Here is a 20,215-nt window from a genome sequence, read left to right as displayed (position 1 = left end):
GTGGCACCGGGCACCGCGGTGACGTCAGAACAGGCGCAGCTTGTCGTCCTCGATGCCCCGCATCGCGTTGTAGTCGAGGACCTGGCAGCCGATGCCCCGGTCGGTGGCGAGCACCCGGGCCTGCGGCTTGATCTCCTGGGCGGCGAACACACCGCGCACCGGGGCGAGATGCGGATCGCGGTTCAGCAGCTCCAGATAGCGCGTGAGCTGCTCGACACCGTCGATCTCACCGCGCCGCTTGATCTCCACCGCGACGGTCTGTCCCTCGGCGTCGCGGCAGAGGATGTCGACGGGGCCGATGGCGGTCATGTACTCGCGGCGGATGAGGGTGTAGCCCTCGCCGAGCGTTTCGATACGGTCCGCCAGCAGCTCCTGGAGGTGCGCTTCCACGCCGTCCTTGATCAGGCCGGGATCGACCCCCAGTTCGTGCGAGGAATCGTGGAGGATCTCCTCCATCGTGATGATGAGTTTCTCGCCCGCCTTGTTGACGACGGTCCAGACCCCCTCCTCGTCGCCGGTGCCCTCCTTGAGCGCACAGGGCGGCGACATCCAGTTCAAGGGCTTGTAGGCCCGGTCGTCGGCATGGATCGACACGCTGCCGTCCGCCTTGACCAGGATCAGACGGGGTGCCGAGGGCAGGTGCGCGGTGAGCCGCCCGGCGTAATCCACGGAGCAGCGGGCAATGACGAGACGCATGGTCGGCAACGCTACTCGACGGGCCGGGGTCGATGCGATTCGCCCTCACGGGCACCCCGCCGGCGCACGCGCACAGCGCCGCGGCAGGTCCCGCACAGCCGCGGCACAGCCCTCGCGGCCGACCCGCAGGAGCCCCTCCAGACCCGCGCGACGCGTCCTGTATCTCCTGGAAAACGCGTGTTCGCCGATGGCCGATTACCGGCCTACAGGAAGTCTCACATCCGGGGATTCGCCTGGTGCGGTCATGGTCCGTTGCTTACGGTATTGAACGGGAGGTCGCAAGGTGTGTACGCAGCGTGTCGGAAATTGCGAGCTCCCGTATCTGTCAGGCAACCCCCGCGCCGCGGGGGTGCGAGAGGAGAACCCATGTCGCTCGACGTCTCACCGGCCCTACTCGAACAGGCCGAGCGAGGCGAGGTCGACGAAGCCGACTTCGTCGACTGCGTCCGGACCTCCCTGCCCTACGCGTGGGAGATGATCAGTTCCCTGGTGGCCCAGCTGAAGGTCGACGGCGGAGAGTTCGCCGACAACCAGACGCCCCCGTCGGACGAGCAGGCGCGCGGTCAGCTGCTGCGCGCGCTCGCGAGTGACGCGATCCGCGGAGCGCTGCAGCGGCACTTCGGTGTCCGGCTGGCCTTCCAGAACTGCCACCGGGTGGCCGTGTTCCCGCTGGACTCCTCGGTCGACGAGAGGCTGGCCAAGTTCACCTCGGTCCGAGGCCAGCTGCTGAACCAGTCACCGGAACTGCGCGACTGCTGACGCACCACGTCGGTCGCTTGCCGTCCCGTACGCGGGAGGTGCGGTTTTTTGTACCGGGGCGGCAAGCCATCATCGAGCCCCCGACTCGTTCAGGGCCTGTCGACGAGTTGGGGGATCACCTCGGATCCGAGCCGCCGTACGGTCTCCTCGGTCGCCGCGAGGTCGCCGGAACCCTCGACGAGCAGCGCGAACCGGGAGATGCCGGTCCGCTCGCTGGTCGCGGCGAGCCGGTCCGCGCACAGCCGCGGGGTGCCCACTGGGTGCAGCCCGCAGAGCAGCTCGGTGTAGGCCAGCGGGTCACGCATCCGCCGCCGGCGCCCGTCCACCGTGACATGGGCCTCGAGCCCCTGCCGCAGCCAGCCCGGCATCGCCTTCAGCAGCGCCTCCGCCGCGTCGGTGCGCCGGTCGGCGATCTGGCAGACACCGGCCGACACATGAGAGGCGCGATGGATCTCCGGTGCCGGCCGCCCGCACGCGCGTGCGTACCGCTGCCACAGGGCGACCATCTCGGCCTTCTCCTCGTCCCCGACATGCATGCCGAGCAGCATCGGCAGCCCGCGCTCGGCGGCGAGCCGCACGCTCGCCGGAGAGGTGCAGGCAACCACGATCTCGGGACCCGCGGCCTCGGTGAGAGCCTCCGACGGGCGCGGGACGACGGGCACTTCACGGAAGCGGTACCGCTCCCCGTCGGCCGCGACGGACGGTTCGCGCAGCCAGCGCACCAGCAGATCGAGCGATTCCCCGAACCCCTGCTCGTACGCTTTCAGGCCGGCTCCGAAGACCTCCAGGTCGACCCACGGCCCGCCGCGCCCGACGCCCAGCGAGAACCGTCCGCCGCTGGTGACGTGCAGCAGCGCGGCCTGTTCGCCGAGCGCCACCGGATGGACGGTGGGCAGCACGCTCACCGCCGTACCGACCCGGATGCGGCGGGTGCGACCGAGCAGTAACGCCGCCAGGGTGATCGCCGACGGGCAGGTGCCGTACGGCACGAAGTGGTGCTCACCCAGCCAGACCGCGTCCAGCCCCGCCTCCTCCGCCAGTTCGGCGGAACGGACCGCTCGGTGCAGTGCCTCCCCTTCGCCCTGCCCGGGGAACTGGGCGCCCAACACGAAACTTCCAACGCGCATTGCTTTCCTGCTTCCTTGGCTCCGACACGGAGCTCCCCCGCAGGGCATAACCGTCTGACACGTGCCGAGGACACGGCCGGGAGGGGGGAATTTGCGGATTGTCTGCAGAACAGGCGGTTCTGGAGCCGGTGTTGCGCTGCCATGAAAGGAAGCTTGTGATGATTGGTTCCGTACGCGTACCCGGCTCCGCCCCGCGTAGGCTGGATGCGGTCCCTGCATCCTGTATAGCCCCGTGAGGTGTCCTGTGTCCCCGCGTCGCAACCGAGCCAAGGGAGCCGGTTCGTCCGGCCGGAGCGCCGAGGACGACCGGTCCGGGCGCTACGGCGGCTGGCAGTCCACGGAGAGCTGGCAGGACGAGGAGTGGAACGTACGGCACGTGGCGGGGGCCAGCGCCCAGGGCAAGGAGTACCGCTGCCCCGGCTGCGACCAGTTGATTCCGGACGGGGTGCCGCACGTGGTGGCCTGGCCGGAGCACGCGGGGGTCGACGACCGCCGGCACTGGCACAAGGCCTGCTGGAACGCCAAGGACCGCCGCACCACGCGGGTGCAGCGGTCCCGTAACGCGCCGAGGTTCTGAGGGCCGTCAGGCCCTCGGGTGCCGGAGGGGCTCCTACACGTCCCGCTTGCCGAGCAGCGCGAAGGCGCCGCCGAGCCCCACGGCCGTGAGCCCGATCATGATCCACAGCGGGTCCCAGCCGGACGGGCCGGACGGGCTGAGGGAGTTGGCGTAGAAGATGCTCAGCTGGTTCGGGATGGAGTACTCGAACAGCGCGGTGCGCACGCTCTCCAGTGAGGACGAGAACATGAACAGCGCGATCACCAGAGGGGCGAGCACGGCGCCGATCATGAGGGTGATGGCGCCCGCCGAGTGCCGGATGATCGAGCCGAGGGCCAGCGAGAGCGTGCCGAGCAGCGCGATGTAGAGCGAGATGCCGACGGTGGCCTTCAGCCACTCGCCCCCGGTGGGTTCCCCCGTGTTGTTGCCCTCCAGCATCGCCACGTGCAGGAACGCGACGACCGTGGCGGACAGCAACGTCACCACGAACGCGACCAGGAAGAACACCAGGGCCTTCGCCACGAGCACCCGCCCGCGCGAGGGACAGGCGACCATGGTCGTGCGGATCATGCCGGTGCCGTACTCCGAGGCCGTGGTCAGCACCCCCAGCGTGATGATGCACATACTGCCCACGAGCAGTCCGAAGAAGCCCATGGACAGTGCGTTCTCACCGTTCAGATCCGGGTCGGTGCTCGCCACCAGCACACCGGTCAGCAGGCCGATACCGACGACGAGCAGTACGAACACACCCAGCGTCCACATCGTGGAGCGCACCGACTTGATCTTCGTCCACTCGGAGGCGAACGCATGCCCGAAGTGGGTGCGCACCACCGGGATCGGCGAGGTGTAACCGGGACCCGCCGAGCCGGAGGCGGGATGCGCGGTACCGGGCGCCGCCGCCTCCCATGCGGGCGCGGCCGGCTGTGTCGGGGGCTGGGGCGTGCTCATCGGGCGTCCTCGGGCTTGGTCACGTCGGAGCCGGCCGGGCCGGCGGGGGCGGCCGGCGACGCGGCCGGAGCGGCGGCCGGGGCGGCCGACGGGGGAGCGGCCACAGCGGCGCCCTGGCCGGGCTGCGGTACGGGCTGGGCGTACGGGTTGGCCACCGGGGCCACCGGTGCGCCCGGAACCGCTCCAGGGGCGCCCGGAGCACCGTACGGGTGCGGTGTGCCCGGCGCCGCCGCGACGTACTGACCGCCCTGCTGGGGTGGCGGAGGGGCGTACCAGCCGGGCTGGCCCTGACCCGGCACCGGCACCGGTACCGGCGGCTGCGCGCCCGGCGGGAGCGGCTCCTGGAACCCCTCCTTCTGGTCGGTGGTCGAGCGGTAGTCGACCACGCCCTGCGTCATCCGCATGTACGCCTCCTCCAGCGAGGCCTGGTGCGGTGACAGCTCCCACAGCCGTACGCCGGCCTCGTGGGCGATGTCGCTCAGACGGGGCAGCGGCAGTCCCGTCACCCGCAGCGCGCCGTCCTGCTCGGGCAGCACACTGCCGCCCGCCTCGGTGAGCGCGGCGGACAGCTTCTCGCGCTGCTGCGGCTCGGTGTCCGGGGTGCGCATCCGCGCGAAGTCGGCGGAGTTCGCGGAGATGAAGTCCTTCACACTCATGTCGGACAGCAGCTGCCCCCGCCCGATCACGATGAGGTGGTCGGCGGTCAGCGCCATCTCGCTCATCAGGTGGGACGAGACGAAGACCGTACGGCCCTCCGCGGCGAGCGCCTTCATCAGGTTGCGCACCCAGAGGATGCCCTCGGGGTCGAGGCCGTTGACCGGCTCGTCGAACAGCAGCACCTGGGGGTCGCCGAGCAGCGCGGCGGCGATGCCGAGCCGCTGGCCCATACCCAGGGAGAAGCCCTTGGAACGCTGCCGCGCCACCTCGTGCAGCCCGACCACGCCCAGCACCTCGTCCACACGGCGGGCCGGGATGCCGGACAGCTGGGCCAGGCTCAGCAGATGGCTGCGCGCGGACCGGCCGCCGTGCACTGCTTTGGCGTCCAGCAGCGCGCCGACCTGCCGGGCGGCGTTGGGCAGCCTGCGGTAGGGATAGCCGCCGATCGTGACGTGGCCCGCGGTGGGGTTGTCGAGACCGAGGATCATCCGCATCGTCGTCGACTTGCCCGAGCCGTTGGGGCCCAGGAAGCCGGTGACGGCGCCGGGCCGCACCTGGAAGGAAAGGTTGTACACAGCGGTTTTGCCGCCGTACCGCTTGGTCAGGCCGACTGCCTCGATCATGCTCCGCCCCATCGAGAGGTCCAGGACAACGGGGGCGCACGCCCCCGTAAGGGTTAGGAGGATATCGAGAGGCTGACGGTTCCACCCAAGACGAGGTAAAAATTGGTCCGCCCCTCCGCATCCCCAGGGTCTTTCGTTCGGATCGGGCCGGGCCCCGCGGGGCCCGGCCCGATCCGAACGAAAGACCCTACGCGTCGCGCTTCTTCAGCAGCAGGTAGCCGCCGGCGAGCGCCGCGATCACCCACAGCACCATAATGCCGAGTCCGCCCCAGGGCCCGTACGGGGTGTCGTCGAGCGGCGGCACCACCTGCATGATCCTGCTGCCGGCCTGATCCGGCAGGAACCGGCCGATCTTCTTCGTCGCGTCGACGTTGCCCAGGATGTTGGAGATCAGGAAGAAGAACGGCATCAGGATGCCCAGCGACAGCATCGGGGAGCGCAGCATCGTGGCGACGCCCATCGAGAACACCGCGATCAGGGTCATGTACAGGCCGCCGCCGATCACGGCCCGCAGCACGCCGTCGTCGCCGAGGGATGCCTTGTGCTCGCCGAGCATCGCCTGCCCGAGGAAGAAGGCGGCGAAGCTGGTGGCCATGCCCACGGCGAGCGCGAGCGCGGTCGCCACCCCGAGCTTGCCGGCCAGGAACGAGCCGCGCTGCGGTACGGCCGCCAGCGAGGTGCGGATCATGCCGGTGCTGTACTCGTTCGACACCACCAGCACCCCGAACACGATCATCGCGAGCTGACCGAGACTCATCCCCGCGAAGCTGATGAAGGTCGGGTCGAAGGAGAGCCGCCGGCGGGCGCTCATGGTGTCGAGCTCGTGCGCCGACAGCGCCGAGATCAGCATGCCGAGCGCGATGGTGACGACCACCGCCAGGGAGAGTGTCCACATGGTGGACGCCACCGACCGGATCTTGGTCCACTCGGACCGGATGACCTGCGCCGCCGCCATGCTCAGTCCTTCTTCCAGCCGTCGCCCCACTGCTGCGGGGCCGCGGGTGCGTCGGAGTGCGCGTGGTACTCCACCGACTCCGCGGTCAACCGCATGAACGCCTCCTCCAGGGAGGCCCGCTGCGGGCTCAGCTCGTGCAGCACCAGCTGGTGCCGGGCCGCCAGCTCCCCGATCCGCTCCGCCCCGGTGCCGTCCACCTCCAGTGTCCCGCCTCCGTTCTCCACGACCGTGATGCCGGCCTCGTGCAGCACGTCCAGCAGCCGCTCCCGCTGCGGGGAGCGAATCCGGACATATGTACGGGAGTTGCGCGCGATGAAATCGGCCATGGAGGTGTCGGCGAGCAGCCGGCCCTGCCCGATGACGACGAGATGGTCCGCCGTCAGCGCCATCTCGCTCATCAGGTGGGAGGAGACGAAGACCGTACGGCCCTGCGCCGCCAGCGTTTTCATCAGGGTGCGGATCCAGTGGATGCCCTCGGGGTCGAGCCCGTTGACCGGCTCGTCGAACATCAGGATGCGCGGGTCGCCGAGCAGCGCGCCGGCGATGCCGAGCCGCTGGCCCATGCCGAGCGAGAAGCCCTTGGTTTTCTTCCTCGCCACCGACGGCAGCCCCACCGTGTCCAGTACCTCGTGCACCCGCTGCCGGGGGATGCCGTTGCTCTGGGCGAGGCACAGCAGGTGGTTGAAGGCGCTACGGCCGCCGTGCACGGCCTTGGCGTCGAGCAGGGCGCCGATGTACTTCAGCGGGTCCTTGAGCCGGTCGTAGTGCTTGCCGTCGATCCGGACGTCACCCGCGGTGGGCCGGTCCAGGCCCAGCATCATCCGCATGGTGGTGGACTTGCCCGCGCCGTTGGGGCCGAGGAAGCCCGTGACGATGCCCGGTCTGACGGTGAACGTCAGGTTGTTGACCGCCACCTTCTCGCCGTACCGCTTGGTCAGCCCCTCGAGCTCGATCATGCCGCCACGCTAGAACGGGACAAAGCCCTCTGCCACCTCAGTGGCAAAGGGCTTCGCCGATGTTCAGCCAACGTATTCCGGCCGGTAACCGGAACCTCCGGTTACCGGTTCTGCCGGTTACCGGGTCTGCTGGGCCGGGACCCCGCGGGAGGCGGGCTCCTCCTCGGCCGGCGAACCGGCCGCGGCCACCGCGGCGCCCGTGAGCGTCGCCAGCATCTCGCGGACGTTGGTCAGCTGGGCGTTGATGGAGTCGCGGCGGTTGGTCAGCGCGGCCAGCTCCCGCTCGGATTCCGAACGGATCCGGTCGGCCTTGGCGTTGGCGTCGGCCACGATGTCCTCGGCCTGGCGCTGGGCGGTCTCCACCGTCTGGCGGGCCCGGCGCTCGGCGTCCGTGCGCAGTTTCTCGGCCTCCAGGCGCAGCTGCTCCGCCCGGTGCTCGATCTCGGCGAGACGCTTCTCGGCCTTGGCCTGACGCGACGCCAGGTCGCGCTCGGACTGCTCGCGGCGCTTGGCGAGGTTCGTCTCGAAGTCGGCGGCGGCCTGCGCGGCCTTCGCGCGGGTCTCCTCGAAGAGGGCGTCCGCCTCCTCGCGCTTGGACTGGGCGTCCTTCTGCGCGTCCGACCGCAGCTGCGAGGCCTCGCTCTGCGCCTTCTCGACGATCCGGACGCCGTCGTCCTCGGCCTTGGCCTTGCGCTCGGCGGAGTACGACTCCGCGTCGTTGCGCACCTGCTGGGCGGAGGACTCGGCGAGCTCGCGGTGCTGCTCGGCCGCGCGCCGAGCCTCCTCACGGAGGTCCTTCGCCTCCTCCTCGGCCAGACGCAGGATCTTCTCCACACGCGCGCCGAGACCCGCGTACGACGGCTCGGCGTCGGTGACCTGGGCCTGGGCGTTCTGCGTCTCGAGGTGGAGTTCCTCGATGCGCTTTTCCAGAGCGGTGATGCGGGCTAGAGCGCTGTCACGGTCGGAGACGAGTTTGGAGATACGTTCGTCCACCTGAGCGCGGTCGTATCCACGCCGCACAAGCTCGAAGCCGTAGGGGGAAGTGTCGCTCATGGGGTTCCTGTCGAATGAGACCGGTGAGGTGATAGGGGGAATCCTAGGCGCCGAAGCGCTGTGTCATCGAGCGGATGCACGTTTGATACGGAGAATGACACCCCTTTTGAGTGGCTGACCCCCGGAGTGCTTGCCCAGCACATGCTCAAACCCCCTGAATGGCAAGGGATTTCACCTGCCGACAGGGGGGTTTCTCGCAGCATCGAAGAATTTTGCCCGGTTCGCCCTCAGGAGCCCTAACTGTCCGAAGACTTGCCCCGCTGACCGGGCGTACCGGCCGCCGCGGCCGCCTTCACCCCGTGGTCCTTGCCGCCGCCAGGCGTCTCGAACGACTCCAGCGCCTCCAGGACGTCCTGCACCCGCGAGATCTCGACGTTGATGTCCGCGCGCCGCCGCACCAGGACCTCCAGCTCGCGCTTGCCCTCCGCGACCGTGGCCCGCGCCTCGCGGATCGCCTCGGCCTTCAGCTCCTCGGCCTCCTTGATCAGCGTGGCCTTCTTCTGCTCGGCCTCCTTCAGGAGCCCCTCGGCCTTCTTCACCGCGGCGATACGCACCTTGCCCGCCTCGGAGTTGGCCTCGGACACGAGCTCCTTGGCCTGCGCCTGCGCCTTGGCCAGCTGCTCCTCCGACGCCTTGATCAGTGCGTCGCAGCGGTCGCCGGTGGACTTCATCGTCTCGGCCGCCTCACGGCGGGCCCGCTCGTGCAGCTCCTCGATCTCACTGGTGACCCGGTCCCGCAGCTCCTCGGCACGCTCCCTGATCCGGGTCGCGTCCCGGCGGGCCCCGACCAGCAGCTCATCCGCGTCCGTACGGGACTTCTCCACCCGGGAGTTGCCCTCGACCGTCGCCTCGGCGACGAGCCGGTCGGCCTCCGTGCGGGCCGCGCCGACCATCGAGTCGGCCTGGGCCTCCGCCTCCGCGGTGGTCTTCTGCGCCTGCTGCTGCGCCTCGGTGAGCAGCTTGTCCGCCTCGGCGGCGGACTCCGTGATGAGCGTGTCGACCTGCTCGGCCGCCTCCGAACGCCGCTTGTTGGCGTCCTTGCGGGCCTCGTCGAGGGTGCGCTCGGACTCCTCGCGCGCGGACGTCACCAGCCGCTCCGCCTCCCGCTCCGTGTCGGCCTTGAGCCGCGCGGAATCGGTGCGGACCCGCTCCGCGTGCTGCTGCGCCGAGCCGACCGTCCGGGCCGCCTCGGCCCGCAGCCGCTCCGCGTCGCCGGACGCGTCCGAGATCAGCTTCTCGGCCTTGGCCACCGAATCCGTACGCAGCCGGTCGGTCTCCGCGATCGTCTCCGCGGTGAGCCGCTCCGCCTCGCCGCGCGCCTCGGTGATGAGAGTGTCCACCTGGGCCGCCGCGTCCGAACGGATCCGGTTGGCGTCCTCCCGGGCCTCGGCCCGGGTGTGCGACGCGTTCCGCTCGGCCTCGGCGACCGCGTCCGACGCCTCCGTACGCATCCGCAGGGTCTGCTCGGAGACCTCCGAACGGGCCCGGTCCGCCTCGGTGATCGCCTCGGTCACGGTGCGCTCGGCGAGCGCCTTGGCGGCCTCCGTCTCCTCCTGCGCCTCGCGCCGCATCCGGCCGGCGTCCTCGCCGGCCCGCTCCCGCTCCGCGTAGGCGTCGGCCCGGACCCGGTCCGACTCCTCCTCCGCCTCGCGGCGCATACGGTCCGCCGCGTGCTCGGCGGCCCGGCGCACCCCGGCGATCTCGTCCTGCGCCTGCTCCTGCAGCCCCGCGACCGCGTCCCGCACCTGCTGGGCGTTCTGCTCGGCCGCCGACACCATCTCGGTGGCACGCCGGTCGGCCTCCTCGACCAGCCGTACGGCCTCGGCCTGCGCCTCCTCCACCCGCTTGCGGGCCGAGGCCAGCAGCTCCTCGCTCTGCTCCCGGGCCCGCTCGCGCTCCTGGTCGGCCTCCGTGCGGGCCGCGCCCAGCAACTCCTCGGCCTCGCGCCGACGCCGGGCGGCCTCCTCCTGCGCGCCCGCCAGCGTCTCCTGCGCCTCCGCGCCGAGCCGCTCGGCGGCGGCCCGTGCCTCGGCCCGCATCCGGTCGGCGCTCTCCTGAGCCTCCGACTTCAGCCGCTCCGCCTCCGCCGCGGCCTCCGACCGCAGCTGCACGGCCACGGACTCGCCCTCCGCGCGGGACGCCGCCGCGTCCGCCGCGGCCTCGTCGCGCAGCCGCTCCGCCTCCGCCTGTGCCTGCTGCCGCAGCGTTCGGCCCCGCTCCGCCGCCTCGGTGCGCAGCCGCTCGGCCTCGTCCGCGGCCTCCCGGCGGATACGGCCCGCCTCCTCGCGGGCGTCGCTCAGCGCCTGTTCGGCCGAGGCGAGCCGCTCCTCGGCCTCCGTGTGCAGCCGGGTCAGCTCCTCGGCGGCCTCCGCGCGGCGCGCGGCGACGGCCCGCTCGGTCTCCTCGTGGACCTCGCGCGCGGCCCGCTCGGCGTCCTCCTTGAGCGCGTCGGCCTGCTCGACGGCCTCCGCGCGGTGCCGCTCCGCCTCCTTGCGGGTGCGCTCCAGCGTCTCCTCGGCCTGCCGGCGCAGCGTCGTGGCGCGCTCGATGGCCTCGGTACGGACCTTCTCGCTGTCCGTCTGCGCGGTGGAACGCAGCTCGTCCGCGTCCGCCTTCGCCTTGGACAGCAGCTCCTCGGCGGACCGGGCGGCCTCCTCGATCTGCGCCACGGCCTGCTTACGGGCCTCCGCGCGGATCTTCTCGCCCTCGGCGACCGCGTCGGCCCGCAGGTGCTCGGCCTCGCCGCGCAGCCGGCGGGCCTCCTCCTGGAGCTCGACCGTCTTGGCGCGGTACTCCTTGGTGTCGTCCTTCGCCGCGCCCTTGAGCTGCGTGGCGATGTCGTGCGCCTCGGCGCGCAGCCGGTCCGCCTCGGCCTCGGCCTCGGCACGGATCCGCTCCGCCTCCTCGGCCGCCTCCCTGGTGGTTCGCTTGGCTTCCTCCGACGCCTTGTTGAGCACGTCCTCGGCGGTCCGGGCCGCCTTCGACAGCTGGGTGGCGCTCTCCTCGGCGGTGATCGTACGGGCCTTCTCGGAGGCCTCCGCGACGATCTTCTCCGCCTCCGCGCGGGCGTCCGCGACGACCTGCTCGGCGTCCGCCTTGGTGGTCTCGGCCTCCTTGGTGGCCTCGCTGACCAGCCGGGCGACCTGCTCCTTGGCCGTGCGCGTACGGGTCTCGTTGGCGGACTCGGCGGAGGTGAGCGCCTTCGACGCGGCCTCCTTCGCCTCGGCGAGCACCTTGTCCGCCTCGGCGCGGGCCTCGCGCAGCGCCTCCTCGGAGGCCGCCATGCGCTGCTCGGCGGCCTTGGTGAGCTCCTGGGCCTCGCGGCGGGTGGACTCCGACTCGCTGGCCGTCGACGTCCGCACCTGCTCGGCGTGGTCGGTGGCCTCCTGCGCCTGCGTGGAGGCGGCGGTCAGCAGCCGCTCGGCGTCCGCGCGGGCCCGGCGCAGCGTCTGCTCGGCCTCCGCGCGGGCCGCCTCGGCCTCGCTCCGCAGCCGGTGACGGGCCTCGGCGGTCACTCGCTCGGCCTCCGCGCGGGCGGCGGCCAGCGCCTGCTCGGCCTCCGCGCGGGACTCGTCGAGCAGCCGGCGGGCCTGCTGCTCGGAACGGGCCCGCACCTGCTCGGCCCACGCCACGTTCTCGTTGACGTGCGACTCGACGGTCTGCCTGCGCTCCGCCAGCTCCTGGTCGAGCTGCTGGCGCCGGGTCACCGCCTCCTGGTGCAGCTCCGACTGGAGCCGGGCCGCCTGCTCGGCGTGCTCCTGGAGGATCCGCTGGGTCTGCGCCCGCACCTGGCTCAGCTCGTGCTCCGCGTCCGCGCGGAGCTGGTCGGCCTGCATCTGCGCGTTGCGCAGCAACTGCTCGGCCTGGTAGCCGAGGTCGCCGCCCTCGTAAGCGGGCCGGGACATGATGGTGCGCCGCGCCTCGTGCAACTTGGCGCGCAGCACCTCGACCTGGTAGCCGAGGTCGTCGGCGTGCTGGATCGCCTTTTCCCGCTCGGTCTTCAGCCGCTTCATCTCGGCTTCGAACCGAGTGAGGTGGTCGACGTCAGCCGCCGGATCTCGCTCCTGGCTCTCGTAGCCCCGCACTGCGCGGTCCCATCCGTCCCCTGGTCGTCACTCTGGCCGAGTCCCGTCCATCCGCCGAACGGGACCCCCGGGGAATGGTGTCAGATCAACGGAGGAACATGCGCTGTTACCCCCGCGCTCGCCCCCCGAAACCTGGACCCCGGTACGTCCTGCTGTCAGGATCGGCGACGCTCACCCGAACGGCGGCAGTCGTCACCTTTCTGACGGCAGGACCCGATCGCCCTGACTCGAGCGGCGACCGCACCCAACCCTACCGGCCCTTATGTACGTGGGTCAGTGCTCAGGTGACTCAACAGGCGCCGAAGTGACCAGTTCTGTCAGTACGCCATGACAGTCCTTGGGGTGCAGGAAGGTGATTCGTGACCCCATGGAGCCGCGTCGGGGCTCTTCGTACAGAACGCGTACGCCCTTGTCCTTGATCGCGGCGGCCTCGGCGTCGACGTCCGCCGTACCGAAAGCGATGTGGTGGACTCCCTCGCCGTTCTTCGCGAGCCACTTCGCGACGGTGGAGTCCTCCCGGGTCGGCTCCAGCAGCTGGAGGTAGGACGCGCCTCCGTCCGAGGTCTCGTTGATCCTCAGCATGGCCTCACGCACGCCCTGCTCCTCGTTGACCTCGGAGTGGAACACCTCGAAGCCGTAGGTGGCCCGGTAGAACTCCACGGTTGCGTCGAGGTCGTGGCAGGCGATTCCGATGTGGTCGATTCGCGTCAGCATGGATTCAGTGGAACGGTCTCCAGGCGGTTACGCAACGTGCGCGCGATCACACCGACGGCCCGATGACGGGGCGGACCGCAGCTCAGTACATTCGAAGTAAACCCTCGTTCACTCCTCGGCTGTGCAGCCGGAAGGGGATCGCAGCTCATGACTTCTGCATCTTCCGAAACTTCCGCACCATCCGCATCCTCCGCAGCGAGCGGCACGACGTCCGTCATCGTCGCGGGTGCCCGGACCCCGATGGGCCGATTGCTCGGCTCGCTCAAGTCCTTCTCCGGAGCCGACCTCGGCGGCTTCGCGATCAAGGCCGCCCTCGACCGTGCGGGGATCGGCGGCGACCAGGTCCAGTATGTGATCATGGGGCAGGTGCTCCAGGCCGGGGCAGGGCAGATCCCGGCCCGCCAGGCCGCCGTCAAGGCCGGCATCCCGATGAACGTCCCGGCGCTCACCGTCAACAAGGTGTGCCTGTCCGGCCTCGACGCGATCGCGCTGGCCGACCAGCTGATCCGGGCCGGCGAGTTCGACGTGGTCGTGGCCGGCGGCCAGGAGTCCATGACCAACGCCCCGCACCTGCTGCCGAAGTCCCGCGAGGGCTTCAAGTACGGCGCGGTCCAGATGATCGACGCCATGGCGTACGACGGTCTGACCGATTCGTTCGAGAACGTGGCCATGGGCGAGTCCACCGAGAGGCACAACACACGCCTCGGCATCGGCCGCCCGGAGCAGGACGAGATCGCCGCCCTGTCCCACCAGCGGGCCGCCGCCGCGCAGAAGAACGGCATCTTCGAGGCGGAGATCACCCCCGTCGAGATCCCGCAGCGCAAGGGCGACCCGGTCCTCTTCAGCCAGGACGAGGGCATCCGCGCCGACACCACCGCCGAGTCGCTGGGCAAGCTGCGTCCCGCCTTCGCCAAGGACGGCACGATCACGGCCGGTTCCTCCTCGCAGATCTCGGACGGTGCGGCGGCCGTGGTCGTGATGAGCAAGGCCAAGGCGCAGGAGCTCGGCCTGGAGTGGCTCGCCGAGATCGGCGCCCACGGCAACGTGGCGGGACCGGACAACTCCCTGCAGTCGCAGCCGTCCAACGCGATCGCCCACGCCCTCAAGAAGGAGGGTCTCGAGGTCTCCGACCTCGACCTCGTCGAGATCAACGAGGCCTTCGCGGCGGTGGCCGTGCAGTCCATGAAGGACCTCGGCGTGTCCACGGACAAGGTGAACGTCAACGGCGGTGCCATCGCCCTGGGCCACCCGATCGGCATGTCCGGCGCCCGTCTGGTGCTGCACCTGGCGCTGGAGCTGAAGCGGCGCGGCGGCGGCATCGGCGCGGCGGCGCTGTGTGGCGGCGGCGGGCAGGGTGACGCGCTGATCGTGCGGGTACCCAAGGCCTGAGCAGGCCGTCCGGCCGTCGCTCTCGGCAGACTTCCACCGCGGATTCCTACCGCGGATCCCTACTTGTGAACGGAGCAGTGATGCAGGACGTCTCCACTCTGGTGGCACGGGCCAGGGAGGGCGCGCCGCGTGCCGTGGCCCGGCTGATCTCCCTGGTGGAGGGGGCGTCCCCGCAGCTGAGGGAGGTCATGGCGGCCCTGGCACCGCTGACCGGCAACGCGTACGTGGTCGGCCTGACGGGTTCGCCGGGCGTCGGCAAGTCGACGTCCACCTCGGCGCTGGTGAGCGCGTACCGCAGGCAGGGCAAGCGGGTCGGCGTCCTGGCTGTCGACCCGTCCTCGCCCTTCTCCGGCGGCGCGCTGCTCGGTGACCGGGTCCGGATGTCGGAGCACGCCTCCGACCCCGGCGTCTACATCCGCTCCATGGCGACCCGCGGCCATCTGGGTGGCCTCGCCTGGTCCGCGCCGCAGGCCATCCGCGTCCTCGACGCGGCCGGCTGCGACGTGGTCCTGGTGGAGACGGTCGGCGTCGGCCAGTCGGAGGTGGAGATCGCCTCCCAGGCCGACACGTCGGTGGTGCTCCTCGCGCCCGGCATGGGCGACGGGATCCAGGCGGCCAAGGCCGGAATCCTGGAGATCGGCGACGTCTACGTCGTCAACAAGGCCGACCGCGACGGTGCGGACGCCACCGCCCGCGACCTGAACCACATGCTGGGCCTCGGCGAGTCCCGCGCCCCCGGCGACTGGCGGCCGCCGATCGTCAAGACCGTCGCCTCGCGCGGGGAGGGCGTCGACGAGGTCGTCGAGGCCCTGGAGAAGCACCGCGCGTGGATGGAGGAGCACGGGGTCCTGGCGGAGCGCCGGCTGGCCCGCGCCGCCCGCGAGGTCGAGACGATCGCCGTCACGACCCTGCGGGAGCGCATCGGTGACCTGCACGGCGACCGCCGCCTGGGCGCGCTGGCGGAACGGATCATCGGCGGCGAGCTGGACCCGTACCGAGCGGCGGACGAACTGGTGGCGGGGCTGACGCGGGGCTGACGTCGGGCCGGGGGCGGGGCCGGGACCGGCCCGTGGGAGCCGGCGGGAGCACACGGGAAGGGCGGTGCGGGCACATTCGCCCGCACCGCCCTGTCTGTTCACGTGGCCGGTTCAGAGGTCCGCTCGGATCTCCACGCTCGGATCTCCGCTCAGCGGTCGTCGTCGCCGCGGTCGTCGTCACGCCCGTCGTCACCCCGGTCGTCCGAGTCGTCGTCGTCCGCGGTGACCTTGCCGCTGTTCAGGTCGACCAGCCACTCCCGGTCGTCCCCGCCGGCGGTGACCGTCTCGACCTCCCAGCCCTTGGTGTCGTCGTCGTCCAGGTCCACCGACGTCACGGTGCCCTTGGCGGCCGCCGCCTTCGCGGCCTCCTCGGCCCTCACCGACGTCCCCTTCAGCGCGGCGCGCACCTCGGCGGTGTCGTCGTCCTCGTCGTCCCGCTCCGAGCCCAGGACCTTGCCGCTGCTCGGGTCGATCCACACGCTGTACCAGGCGTTGTCGCCGCCGAGGATGTCGACCTCCCAGGCCGCCTTGCCACGGTGGTCGTCGTCATCGTCGTCGTCCATCTCGACGGAGACCGCGGTACCCGACTGATGCTTCAGCGCGGCGGAGACGGCCTCGGCGGCGGTCACGTCCGCGGAGAGCTCCCGGGCGACGTTCGGCGCCACGCTCGTGGTCCTGGTGGCCCTCGTCGCCACGGGTGCCGCGGTCCCGCAGGCGCTCCGACGGGGTGGCCGAGGCCGACCGGGAGCGGATTTTCGAGCGGTTCGTCCGGCTGGACGACGCCCGTAGCCGCGACGACGGCGGGGCCGGTCTGGGCCTCGCCATCGCGCGGGACGTCGCGGTACGGCACGGCGGGACGCTCACGGCCGGTGCGGCACCCTCGGGCGGAGCCCTGTTCGAACTCCGTCTGCCGCTCGCCCGAGGGACCTGACCCGGCCGGGTGGCACACCACCACCGGGCCGGGGCACCGGTTCGGTGGTCACCGGTTCAGACGGTCACCGGGTCAGAGACGCCCGCGCTGGTCGCGCAGGTGCTCCGCGATGGGCTTCAGGGCCTTGTCCAGCTCGCCGAGGGTCTCGGGGGAGAGCAGGTCGATGAAGTGCCGGCGCACCGACGCCACGTGATGGGGCGAGACCTTCTGCATGGTCTCCATGCCGTGGTCGGTGAGGACGGCGAAGAGGCCGCGCCGGTCGGACTCGCAGTTCTTCCGCCGGACCAGGTCCGCGTTCTCCAAACGGGTGACCTGGTGCGAGAGGCGGCTCTTGGACTGGAGGGTGGCGGCGGCGAGGTCGCTCATCCGCATCCGGCGGTCCTCCGACTCGGAGAGGTTCACCAGAATCTCGTAGTCGTTCATTGTCAGGCCGAAGGGCTGCAGATCCTTCTCGAGCTGGTACGTCAACAGCCTGTTGACCTCCAGGTGGGTGCGCCAGGCGCACTGCTCCGCATTGGTCAGCCAGCGTGTGGCCGTCTCGGTCTCCATGAATGAAGTCTACCTAAGAAGTTGAAAGGCGAACTAGTGAAGGGTTCTCTGTGACGGTGACGGCGTGCACGCGTTCGATGTCACACTCCGCAGACTACCGCTCACAGCCCGAAGCGACGCTGGAGGTCGCCCAGCTGTCCGGGAAGGCGCGGTGCCCCCGCGCCCTGCCCGTGCGCTCCGGACCCCCCGCCGCCGGGCACTCCCGCCTGCTGTGGAGTGGCCCCCGTGGCCTGCTCCGGCATCAGCGACTCGGACGACTGCAGGAGTACGGTGCCGGCCCCGACGAACTCGAACTGGTGCTCCTCGCCGGAGGCCCCGCCGAGGCCCGTCAGCGCACGTAGACCGCCCATGACGCCGGTCATGTACCCATGGTCGTAGTGGTGGCACGGGGAGGGGCAGTCCGCCCACCCGACCAGCGCCTGCGGGTCCACCCGGAGCGGGGGTTCCATGAACACCACCGGGCCGTTGGAGACGGCCACGAACTTTCCGGTTCCGATGAGCGTCAGGAAACCCGGCACGATCGACTGCTTCAGCGACAGACTTGGCTGAAAAGCGAGCAGATTGCCCGAGCGAATGGTCAGATTGCCGTCCTCGAGGTCGTACGCATTCACATCGAACGCCCGGTCAGCGAGGAGCATCTTGCCCGAGCCATCCGCCACGACCCAGTCGCTCGCGTGCAGAGGCGAATGGAACGACGTACGGACAATCCGGTCGAGTCGGCCGTGCCCGATGCCGTTGAACTCGATCGTGCCGTAGTAGGCGATCATCTTCCCCTTCTGCAGGAACCACTGGCTCCCGGCGAGCTCCACGCAGAAGGTGTAGTGATCGACATTGTCGTTCGACGGCAGGGTCGTCGGGTCGAAGACCGTGACGCCGGGCTGCGGGCCCGCGCCCGGGGTTCCGTAGGTGCTCACAGCTTCTCCTCCGACGCCTGGACGAACACCGCGCCGCTGCCGCTGAGCTCCAGCTGGAACGCCTCGCCGGAGCCGCGCCCCACCATGTCCCGCCAGCCGAGCGCGGTGGACAGCTTGTTGCGGACATCACCGTGATGGGCGACGTAGGCCTGCGGGTCGACGTGGACCGGGCGCTGCGGCGTGATCGGGATCTCGATCACGCCCCCGTGCGCCATGACCGCCACGGAGCCGTGCCCCTTGAGCGTGGTGGTGAACAGGCCCTGCCCGGAGACCTGGCCCCGGACCATGCCCATCACCCCGCCCTGCGAGCCCAGGAACATCGTGCCCTGCTCCAGCGTGCCCTCGAACGCCAACAGGCGGTCCGCCTCGACGTACAGGGTGTCCCCGGAGAGGTTGATCACCTGGATGTGGTGCCCGCCGTGCCCGAACAGCACCGTGCCGCTGCCCTCGACGGTCATCAGAGGCGTGTCCTCGCCCGCCACCCGCCGGCCGATCATCGACCGGAACCCGCCCTGGCCGCCCATCATGTTCGGGGTGAAGCCGACCTCGCCCCGGTAGGCGAGCATCGCGCCGCGCTGACTGAACAGCCGCTGACCCGGTACCACGGTCGCCTCGACGACCTTCGAATTGATCTCCCGGAAGGTCATGTCAGACGTCCCCCGCGATCGTGTTCCGCTCGCTGGGCTGGACGTACACCAGCCCGTCGCCCTCGAACCGCATCTGGAACGCCTCGCCGCCGCCCTCCCCGAGCAGCGTGCGGAACGTCACCCCGGACTGGAGGGACTGGCGAAGATTCCCCTGGTGGGCCACATAGGCGCCGGGGTCGACGGTCAGCGGGTACTGCGGGGAGACCCGGAGCACCACCGCGGGACCCTCCGACATGATCGCCGCCTGGCCTTGGCCCTCGACGGTGGTCGTGAACAGCCCGTTGCCCTGCGAGGCGCCGCGCAGGCCGGTGAAGCCGGTCCCCGTGCGCAGGCCGCCGTCGGTCGCCAGCAGGTTGCTCGACTCCACGTAGAGCGTGTCCCCCCGGAGTCCCACCAGATTGATGTCGGAGGCGCGGTCCGCGAACCAGCAGACCCCACGCCCCTTCACCTCCATCACCGTCATCTGCTCACCGGTCAGCCGCCGGGTCACCATCCCCCGGATGCCGTCCCCGCCACCGCTGAGCTTCTTGAACGCCATCTCGCCGTCGTACGCGACCATCGAGCCGTTCTTCGCCTTCACGGCGTCCCCGGTCATCTCGACGGCGAGCACCTTGCTGCTCTGAAGTCGGAACATCGCCACGTGTGTGACGGTAACCGCACCTCCGCCCCCGGAACAGGTCCTGACGGGGGAGATACCCCTGAAGATCCCCCTAGGGGCGCCGCCTTCGGGGGAGGGTGTGCGGACGTGCGAGCGGGTGGTCGCCCGGCGCGGGACCCGGCCCCCCTCCGGTGATCGCGGACGGTGTTTGCCACAATGGGCGAGCGCTTGTGCGCGCGTTCACAAAGCGTCGGGCGCAGAACACCGGATCGGGCCGCCGGGCCCGGTACAACCCGTAGACACCGCTGTCTCTCCCACCGAAGGTGATCCGTGGACCTCAAGACCGCCAGTGCCCTCCGCCGCCTCCGCCTGGTATCGGGCCCCGAGGCGATCTCGTTCCTGCTGCTCCTGGTCGCCTCGGTCCTGAAGCGGACCACGGAGTTCAACGCCGTCCCGGCGCTGGGCGCGATCCACGGATTCCTCTTCGTCGTGTACGCGCTCTTCTGGGCCGACGCCTGGAACCGGGCCAAGTGGCCGCTGAAGACCGCCGCCTTCTACTTCCTGATGTCGGTCCTGCCCACCGGCGGCTTCTTCGCCGAGCGCCGACTCAAGCGGGAGACCGAGGACGCGGTGATCGCGTCCCGCGCCCGCAAGGAAGGGGTTGTGAGCGCGTGATCGTCGCCTTCTCCGTGACGCCGCTCGGTGTCGGCGAGGACGTGGGGGAGTACGTCGCCGACGCCGTGCGGGTGGTCCGTGAATCCGGGCTGCCGAACCGCACCGACGCCATGTTCACCTCGATCGAGGGCGACTGGGACCAGGTGATGGACGTCGTGAAGCGCGCCGTGGCGGCGGTCGAGGCGCGCGCCCCGCGGGTGTCCCTGGTCCTCAAGGCGGACATCCGGCCAGGGATCGAGGACGGACTCACCTCCAAGGTCGACACCGTCGAGCGGCACCTGGGCCGGGGCGCGGACGAGAGTCGGTAGGCGAGAACCAGGAGCAGAGCGCGCGGGCGCGGGGCCCC

The 20,215-nt window shown here is 70.8% G+C and carries 19 protein-coding genes and 2 pseudogenes; 7 read left to right on the top strand and 14 right to left on the bottom strand.

Annotated elements, in window-relative coordinates:
* Window positions 1-24 precede the first annotated feature (24 nt).
* Window positions 25-696, bottom strand: a complete 672-nt coding sequence (gene nucS / locus ACFPZI_RS27390) for an endonuclease NucS (protein WP_381368248.1) — start codon at window positions 694-696, stop codon at window positions 25-27.
* Between the two features lie 366 nt (window positions 697-1,062).
* On the opposite strand from nucS, the gene ACFPZI_RS27385 reads away from it, so the two are divergent.
* Window positions 1,063-1,455 (top strand): SCO5389 family protein, encoded by a 393-nt coding sequence (locus tag ACFPZI_RS27385; protein WP_381175291.1) that lies wholly within the window; start codon window positions 1,063-1,065, stop codon window positions 1,453-1,455.
* Between the two features lie 89 nt (window positions 1,456-1,544).
* Here the strand turns inward: ACFPZI_RS27385 and ACFPZI_RS27380 are convergent, their stop codons facing one another.
* Window positions 1,545-2,582: an LLM class flavin-dependent oxidoreductase gene (locus ACFPZI_RS27380; RefSeq protein WP_381368245.1), complete on the bottom strand. Its 1,038-nt coding sequence runs from the start codon at window positions 2,580-2,582 to the stop codon at window positions 1,545-1,547.
* A gap of 244 nt (window positions 2,583-2,826) precedes the next feature.
* Between ACFPZI_RS27380 and ACFPZI_RS27375 the strand changes: the two genes are divergently transcribed.
* Window positions 2,827-3,159: an ATP/GTP-binding protein gene (locus ACFPZI_RS27375; RefSeq protein ID WP_381368242.1), complete on the top strand. Its 333-nt coding sequence runs from the start codon at window positions 2,827-2,829 to the stop codon at window positions 3,157-3,159.
* Window positions 3,160-3,192: 33 nt separating this feature from the next.
* On the opposite strand, the gene ACFPZI_RS27370 is transcribed toward ACFPZI_RS27375, so the two are convergent.
* The 7 genes and pseudogenes from ACFPZI_RS27370 to mce form a co-directional block, all read right to left on the bottom strand.
* Window positions 3,193-4,086 carry an ABC transporter permease subunit gene (locus ACFPZI_RS27370; protein ID WP_381368239.1) on the bottom strand — a complete coding sequence of 298 codons (894 nt, stop codon included), beginning with the start codon at window positions 4,084-4,086 and terminating at the stop codon, window positions 3,193-3,195.
* A pseudogene (locus ACFPZI_RS27365) lies at window positions 4,086-5,366 on the bottom strand (ABC transporter ATP-binding protein); the annotation flags it as partial. The gene ACFPZI_RS27370 and the pseudogene ACFPZI_RS27365, both read right to left, overlap by 1 nt.
* Before the next feature lie 187 nt (window positions 5,367-5,553).
* Window positions 5,554-6,321, bottom strand: a complete 768-nt coding sequence (locus ACFPZI_RS27360) for an ABC transporter permease (protein WP_381368233.1) — start codon at window positions 6,319-6,321, stop codon at window positions 5,554-5,556.
* Window positions 6,322-6,323: 2 nt separating this feature from the next.
* Window positions 6,324-7,277, bottom strand: coding sequence for an ABC transporter ATP-binding protein (locus ACFPZI_RS27355; RefSeq protein WP_381368231.1), 954 nt, complete (start codon window positions 7,275-7,277; stop codon window positions 6,324-6,326).
* Between the two features lie 117 nt (window positions 7,278-7,394).
* Window positions 7,395-8,330: a coiled-coil domain-containing protein gene (locus tag ACFPZI_RS27350; protein WP_381368229.1), complete on the bottom strand. Its 936-nt coding sequence runs from the start codon at window positions 8,328-8,330 to the stop codon at window positions 7,395-7,397.
* 236 nt (window positions 8,331-8,566) lie between these two features.
* Entirely contained in the window at window positions 8,567-12,415 is a 3,849-nt protein-coding gene (scy, locus tag ACFPZI_RS27345) for a polarized growth protein Scy (RefSeq protein ID WP_381368226.1), read from the bottom strand.
* Window positions 12,416-12,688: 273 nt separating this feature from the next.
* Window positions 12,689-13,129: a methylmalonyl-CoA epimerase gene (gene mce, locus ACFPZI_RS27340; RefSeq protein WP_381368223.1), complete on the bottom strand. Its 441-nt coding sequence runs from the start codon at window positions 13,127-13,129 to the stop codon at window positions 12,689-12,691.
* A gap of 147 nt (window positions 13,130-13,276) precedes the next feature.
* Between mce and ACFPZI_RS27335 the strand changes: the two genes are divergently transcribed.
* Both ACFPZI_RS27335 and meaB read left to right on the top strand, forming a co-directional pair.
* Window positions 13,277-14,518, top strand: a complete 1,242-nt coding sequence (locus tag ACFPZI_RS27335; RefSeq protein WP_381368220.1) for an acetyl-CoA C-acetyltransferase — start codon at window positions 13,277-13,279, stop codon at window positions 14,516-14,518.
* An 80-nt stretch (window positions 14,519-14,598) separates the two neighbouring features.
* Complete coding sequence (gene meaB / locus ACFPZI_RS27330; protein ID WP_381368217.1) at window positions 14,599-15,555, top strand: methylmalonyl Co-A mutase-associated GTPase MeaB; 957 nt, start codon at window positions 14,599-14,601, stop codon at window positions 15,553-15,555.
* Window positions 15,556-15,704: 149 nt separating this feature from the next.
* Here the strand turns inward: meaB and ACFPZI_RS27325 are convergent, their stop codons facing one another.
* Window positions 15,705-16,220, bottom strand: coding sequence for a PepSY domain-containing protein (locus ACFPZI_RS27325; protein WP_381368215.1), 516 nt, complete (start codon window positions 16,218-16,220; stop codon window positions 15,705-15,707).
* Window positions 16,221-16,300: 80 nt separating this feature from the next.
* Here ACFPZI_RS27325 and ACFPZI_RS27320 point away from each other — a divergent pair.
* Window positions 16,301-16,486, top strand: a pseudogene (locus ACFPZI_RS27320) (ATP-binding protein); the annotation flags it as partial.
* A 72-nt stretch (window positions 16,487-16,558) separates the two neighbouring features.
* Here ACFPZI_RS27320 and ACFPZI_RS27315 read toward each other — a convergent pair.
* The 4 genes from ACFPZI_RS27315 to ACFPZI_RS27300 form a co-directional block, all read right to left on the bottom strand.
* Window positions 16,559-17,035, bottom strand: coding sequence for a MarR family winged helix-turn-helix transcriptional regulator (locus tag ACFPZI_RS27315; RefSeq protein WP_381368212.1), 477 nt, complete (start codon window positions 17,033-17,035; stop codon window positions 16,559-16,561).
* Window positions 17,036-17,136: 101 nt separating this feature from the next.
* A complete protein-coding gene (locus tag ACFPZI_RS27310; RefSeq protein WP_381368210.1) occupies window positions 17,137-17,949 on the bottom strand; it encodes an AIM24 family protein in 813 nt (270 codons plus the stop codon).
* Window positions 17,946-18,596, bottom strand: a complete 651-nt coding sequence (locus ACFPZI_RS27305; RefSeq protein ID WP_381368207.1) for an AIM24 family protein — start codon at window positions 18,594-18,596, stop codon at window positions 17,946-17,948. The genes ACFPZI_RS27310 and ACFPZI_RS27305 overlap by 4 nt, the downstream gene beginning before the upstream one ends.
* A 1-nt stretch (window position 18,597) precedes the next feature.
* Window positions 18,598-19,230 (bottom strand): AIM24 family protein, encoded by a 633-nt coding sequence (locus ACFPZI_RS27300; RefSeq protein ID WP_381368557.1) that lies wholly within the window; start codon window positions 19,228-19,230, stop codon window positions 18,598-18,600.
* A 294-nt stretch (window positions 19,231-19,524) separates the two neighbouring features.
* Here ACFPZI_RS27300 and ACFPZI_RS27295 point away from each other — a divergent pair, with 294 nt between their 5' ends.
* A complete protein-coding gene (locus tag ACFPZI_RS27295; RefSeq protein ID WP_381368204.1) occupies window positions 19,525-19,869 on the top strand; it encodes a DUF3817 domain-containing protein in 345 nt (114 codons plus the stop codon).
* A complete protein-coding gene (locus ACFPZI_RS27290) occupies window positions 19,866-20,177 on the top strand; it encodes an MTH1187 family thiamine-binding protein (RefSeq protein ID WP_381368201.1) in 312 nt (103 codons plus the stop codon). Before ACFPZI_RS27295 ends, ACFPZI_RS27290 begins: the two co-directional genes overlap by 4 nt.
* Window positions 20,178-20,215: the final 38 nt, after the last annotated feature.

The sequence above is a fragment of the Streptomyces chlorus genome (genome assembly GCF_042655885.1).
GTDB classification, from domain to species: Bacteria; Actinomycetota; Actinomycetes; order Streptomycetales; family Streptomycetaceae; genus Streptomyces; species Streptomyces chlorus.
This window is presented reverse-complemented; position numbering and strand designations above follow the sequence as displayed.

Bases quoted from the DNA above. Each gene is read 5' to 3' on its own strand.
- nucS (WP_381368248.1), bottom strand. From the start codon at position 696: ATGCGTCTCGTCATTGCCCGCTGCTCCGTGGATTACGCCGGGCGGCTC.
- ACFPZI_RS27385 (WP_381175291.1), top strand. From the start codon at position 1,063: ATGTCGCTCGACGTCTCACCGGCCCTACTCGAACAGGCCGAGCGAGGC.
- ACFPZI_RS27380 (WP_381368245.1), bottom strand. From the start codon at position 2,582: ATGCGCGTTGGAAGTTTCGTGTTGGGCGCCCAGTTCCCCGGGCAGGGC.
- ACFPZI_RS27370 (WP_381368239.1), bottom strand. From the start codon at position 4,086: ATGAGCACGCCCCAGCCCCCGACACAGCCGGCCGCGCCCGCATGGGAG.
- ACFPZI_RS27360 (WP_381368233.1), bottom strand. From the start codon at position 6,321: ATGGCGGCGGCGCAGGTCATCCGGTCCGAGTGGACCAAGATCCGGTCG.
- ACFPZI_RS27355 (WP_381368231.1), bottom strand. From the start codon at position 7,277: ATGATCGAGCTCGAGGGGCTGACCAAGCGGTACGGCGAGAAGGTGGCG.
- ACFPZI_RS27350 (WP_381368229.1), bottom strand. From the start codon at position 8,330: ATGAGCGACACTTCCCCCTACGGCTTCGAGCTTGTGCGGCGTGGATAC.
- mce (WP_381368223.1), bottom strand. From the start codon at position 13,129: ATGCTGACGCGAATCGACCACATCGGAATCGCCTGCCACGACCTCGAC.
- ACFPZI_RS27335 (WP_381368220.1), top strand. From the start codon at position 13,277: ATGACTTCTGCATCTTCCGAAACTTCCGCACCATCCGCATCCTCCGCA.
- meaB (WP_381368217.1), top strand. From the start codon at position 14,599: ATGCAGGACGTCTCCACTCTGGTGGCACGGGCCAGGGAGGGCGCGCCG.
- ACFPZI_RS27315 (WP_381368212.1), bottom strand. From the start codon at position 17,035: ATGGAGACCGAGACGGCCACACGCTGGCTGACCAATGCGGAGCAGTGC.
- ACFPZI_RS27305 (WP_381368207.1), bottom strand. From the start codon at position 18,596: ATGACCTTCCGGGAGATCAATTCGAAGGTCGTCGAGGCGACCGTGGTA.
- ACFPZI_RS27300 (WP_381368557.1), bottom strand. From the start codon at position 19,230: ATGTTCCGACTTCAGAGCAGCAAGGTGCTCGCCGTCGAGATGACCGGG.